The following is a 4,205-nucleotide window of genomic DNA, read 5'->3' as shown; positions in this document are numbered from 1 at the left end:
CGTCCCGCCGGCCGTCCCAGCAGCCGCCGCCCACCGCGGCGGACAGCGCTCCGGTCCTCGCCGTGAAGCTGGACAACGCCCGTACGGCCCGCCCGCACACGGGCCTGGAGGACGCCGACGTGGTGTACGTCGAGCAGGTCGAGGGCGGTCTGAGCCGCCTGATGGCGGTGTACGCCACCCGGGTCCCGGAGTCCGTCGGACCGGTGCGCAGCGCCCGGGAGTCCGACCTGGAGCTGCTGCGCCAGTTCGAGCGGCCGGTGCTGGCCTTCTCAGGGGCGCAGAGCAAGCTGATGCCGGAGATCGAGGGCGCGCCGCTCACCCCTCTCACCCCCGAGACGGCCGAGGGGATGTACGTCCGCCGCACCGACCGGGCGGCCCCGCACAACCTGTACCTGCGGGCCGGGCGCCTGCTGCCCGAGGAGCCCGGCCGGGACGCCCTGACCACCGGCTTCCGCTACGGCCCGCCCCCCAGGGGCGGCGAACCGGAGCGGACCCGGACGGTGTCCTATCCCGCGGCCCGCTTCACCTTCACCTGGTCCGGCGCCCGTGACCGGTGGCTGGTCACCATGGACGGCACCCCGGCGACCACCGCGCAGGGGCAGCCGATCGCGCCCGCGACCGTGGTGGTGCAGTACGTGACGGTACGGCCGTCCGACTACCACGACTTCCTCGGCAACAACACGCCCTACACCGAGACCGTCGGCTCCGGCCGGGCCACGGTGCTGCGCGACGGGCGGGCCTACGACGTCGGCTGGAACCGCCCGGAGGCGGAGGACGGCACCCGCTTCACCACCGACGACGGCACGCCGGTCGATTTCGCGCGCGGCCAGGTCTGGGTGGTGTACGCCGAGGCGCCGTGACCGGACGGGCGCGTCCGGCGCCCGTGCGCGGTGGGCGGACGGGTGGGGACGGGGGCATGCGGGGCGGGGGCGTGCGGGGCGGGGCCTAGGTACCGCGCGGGCGGTCGGGGCCGTGCGGGGCGCCGGGGCGGTACGGGGTGTCGGGGCGGTCCGGGGCGTCGCGGCAGTCCGGGGTGTCGGAGCGGTCCGGGGTGTCGGGGCCGTCCGGGGCGTCGCGGCCGTCCAGAGCGTCACGGCCGTCCGAGGTGACGCGGCCGTCCGGGGTGTCGGAGCGGTCCGGGGTGTCGGGGCCGTCCGGGGTGTCGGGGCCGTCCGGGTGGCGCAGGCTTTCGGCGGCGTCGGCGACGCGGCGGACCAGGTCGATGAAGACCGCCTGTTCGGCGGCGTCGAGAGGGGCGAGGAAGACCCGGTTCATCCGCGCGGTGCGCACGGTGAGCCTGCGGTGGGTGCGCTCACCGTCCGCGGTCGGGTGCAGCAGGAAACGCCGGCCGTCCCGGGGGTCGCGGTCCTTGCCGAGCAGCCCCCGCCGGACGAGCCGGGCGACCACCTCGGCGATGGTCGACCGGTCGAGGCCGACCCTCTCCCCCACCGTGCGCTGGTCCAGGCCCGGTTCGGCGACGAGGGCGTTGAGGACGGCGTACTGGGGCGAGGTGACGTCCTCCGAGACCATCGTGTTCCACAGCAGGTGGTGCGCCTGCTGGAGCCGCCGGGCCAGGTGCCCGGGATGGGTGGCGAGGTCCACCGCCGCCATGCGCGCTCCCACGCTCGACATTGATCTGTGCACTGAACGCTACCAGGACCCTCCCGCCCCCTGTCAGTCCTACGCTCGCCGACAGCACCCTGCGTCTTCCGGGGTGTTGACGTCCAGCCCGGCGCGATGGCAGCGTATGCGGCGCCTTGCTAAATACTCAGTGCCCTGACTGATTCGGCGCCCGAAGCACCCGAAGCCCTGACCGGACCGGGGAGAGCCCTGCCATGACCGACGCGCCCACCCAGGCGGACATAGACCGGGAGATCGCGGCCGCGCACGCCGCGTACCAGCGGCGGACCGCCGACGGGGCGCCCGTCGAGCACCATCCGCGCCGGGACTACGCCCCCTACCGCTCCTCCGCCCTGCGCCACCCCCTGCGCCCTCCGGTCACCATCGACGTGAGCCGGGACCCGGAGCTGGTCGAACTCTCCTCCCCCGCGTTCGGGGACCGGGACGTCACCGACGTCGACAACGACCTCACCCGGCAGCACACCGGGGAGCCCATCGGGGAGCGCATCACCGTCTCCGGGCGTCTCCTGGACCGCGACGGACGCCCCGTCACCGGGCAGCTGGTGGAGATCTGGCAGGCCAACGCGGCCGGGCGGTACGCGCATCGGCGCGAGCAGCACGACGCGCCGCTGGACCCCCACTTCACCGGCGTGGGCCGCACCCTCACCGACGCCGAGGGCACCTACCGGTTCACCACCGTCCGGCCCGGCCCCTACCCCTGGCGCAACCACCTCAACGCCTGGCGGCCGGCGCACATCCACTTCTCCGTCTTCGGCACGGCGTTCACCCAGCGGCTCGTGACGCAGATGTACTTCCCCCACGATCCGCTCTTCCCGCACGACCCGATCCTGCAGTCGGTGACGGACGACGCGGCACGGCAGCGCCTGGTCGCCGCCTACGACCACAACCTGTCGGTGCCGGAGTTCTCCCTGGGATACCGCTGGGACATCGTGCTGGACGGGCCGCGGGCCACCTGGACCGAGGAAGGACGCTGACCCATGACGCACGGGGCACACGACGACACCGGCGGCGCCCGGACCGCGCTGCCCACCCCCTCGCACACCGTCGGCCCGTTCTACGGCCACGCGCTGCCGTTCCCCGGCGGTGAGGACATCGCGCCCCTGGGGCACCCCGACGGGATCACCGTGCACGGGTACGTCCTCGACGGCGCGGGCCGTCCGCTGCCGGACGCGCTGCTGGAGGTGTGGGGACCGGATCCCCGGGGAGCGGTGCCCGCGGTCGACGGGTCGATGCGCAGGGACCCGGCGCGCGGTGGTCATCTCGGCCGCAACGGCGTGGAGTTCACCGGTTTCGGCCGGATCCAGACCGACGCCGACGGTCACTGGTACGTCCGCACCCTGCGCCCCGGCGCCCGGGGACGCCACGCCCCGTACCTCAGTGTCTGCGTGTTCGCGCGCGGTCTGCTGGTCCACCTGTTCACCCGGATCCACCTGCCGGACGACCCGGCGGCGCTCGCGGCCGACCCGCTGCTGTCCCGGCTCGACGCGGACCGCCGCGACACGCTGATCGCCGTGGCCGAGGGCCGCGCCGCGTACCGTTTCGACATCCGCCTTCAGGGCGAAGGCGAGACGGTCTTCCTGGAGTTCCAGTGACATCAGCCGCATCCGGTACCGGTCTGCTCGCCCCCGGGTGGACCGGTTCCCCCGCCGCCGCCACGACCGGTGACGACGCGATCCTGCGCGCGCTGCTCGACGCGGAGGCCGCACTGACCCGCGCGCACGCCGCCCTGGGTCTGGCCCCCGCCGAGGCCGCCGAGGCGGTGACCCGGGCGGCAGCCGACACCGGCCGCTTCGACCTCGCCTCGCTCACCGAACGGGCCCGCGACGGCGGGAACCCGGTGATCCCGCTGGTCGCCGACCTGACCCGGGCGGCCGGGGAGGAGTACGGCCCGCAGGTCCACCGGGGCGCCACCAGCCAGGACATCATGGACACGGCGATGATGCTGGTCGCGCACCGCACCCTGGGCCCGGTGGCCGACGACCTGGGCCGTGCGCAGCGGGCGCTCGCCCGGCTGGCCGTCGAGCACCGGGACACCGTGCTGCCGGGCCGCACCCTCACCCAGCACGCCGTGCCGACGACGTTCGGCCTGAAGGCCGCCGGCTGGCGGTCGCTGGTGCTCGACGCCCGGGACCGGGTGACGGCGGTCCGCGACGCGTTGCCCGCCCAACTCGGCGGCGCGGCAGGGACGTTGGCCGCGTTCACGGCGTACGGCGCACACAACGCGACCGAACTGCCCGCCGTCTACGCCCGCGAACTCGGGCTGCGGGCGCCCGGACTGCCCTGGCACACGCTGCGCACCCCGGTCGCCGACCTGGCGGGCTGTCTGGCGTTCACGGCGGGGGCGCTGGGCAAACTGGCGGCGGACGTGCTCACCCTGTCCCGCACGGAGATCGCGGAGGTCTCCGAGGGCAGCGGCGGCGGCTCGTCGGCCATGCCGCACAAGTCCAACCCGGTGCGTGCGACGCTCGTCGCGGCGGCGGCCCGGCGCGCGCCGCAGCTCGCGGCCACCCTGTACGGGGCGCTGGTCGCCGAGGACGAGCGGCCGGCCGGCGCCTGGCACGCCG

General features: G+C 75.1%; 4 protein-coding genes and 1 pseudogene. 4 read left to right on the top strand and 1 reads right to left on the bottom strand.

Translation table 11 applies throughout. The features are described 5' to 3' along the window. The coding region (locus G3I53_RS01460) for a DUF3048 domain-containing protein (RefSeq protein WP_164437947.1) at positions 1-860 on the top strand (860 nt) is incomplete at its 5' end. A 313-nt stretch (positions 861-1,173) separates the two neighbouring features. Here the strand turns inward: G3I53_RS01460 and G3I53_RS01455 are convergent. Continuing rightward, positions 1,174-1,611, bottom strand: a pseudogene (locus G3I53_RS01455) (MarR family transcriptional regulator); the annotation flags it as partial. A 224-nt stretch (positions 1,612-1,835) separates the two neighbouring features. Here G3I53_RS01455 and pcaH point away from each other — a divergent pair. The 3 genes from pcaH to pcaB all read left to right on the top strand — a co-directional run. Continuing rightward, positions 1,836-2,615 (top strand): protocatechuate 3,4-dioxygenase subunit beta, encoded by a 780-nt coding sequence (gene pcaH / locus G3I53_RS01450; protein ID WP_164338441.1) that lies wholly within the window; start codon positions 1,836-1,838, stop codon positions 2,613-2,615. A 3-nt stretch (positions 2,616-2,618) separates the two neighbouring features. Continuing rightward, positions 2,619-3,233 (top strand): protocatechuate 3,4-dioxygenase subunit alpha, encoded by a 615-nt coding sequence (pcaG, locus tag G3I53_RS01445; protein WP_164338442.1) that lies wholly within the window; start codon positions 2,619-2,621, stop codon positions 3,231-3,233. After that, the coding region (gene pcaB / locus G3I53_RS01440; protein WP_164437946.1) for a 3-carboxy-cis,cis-muconate cycloisomerase at positions 3,230-4,205 on the top strand (976 nt) is incomplete at its 3' end. The genes pcaG and pcaB, both read left to right, overlap by 4 nt.

The sequence above is a fragment of the Streptomyces sp. SID14436 genome (genome assembly GCF_010548465.1).
Lineage (GTDB): Bacteria > Actinomycetota > Actinomycetes > Streptomycetales > Streptomycetaceae > Streptomyces.
The sequence above is the reverse complement of the archived record's forward strand: the minus strand, read 5'-3'. Positions and strand labels throughout refer to the sequence as shown.

Excerpts from the sequence above, each read along its gene's own strand:
- pcaG (WP_164338442.1), top strand. The coding sequence starts at position 2,619 with ATGACGCACGGGGCACACGACGACACCGGCGGCGCCCGGACCGCGCTG.
- pcaH (WP_164338441.1), top strand. The coding sequence starts at position 1,836 with ATGACCGACGCGCCCACCCAGGCGGACATAGACCGGGAGATCGCGGCC.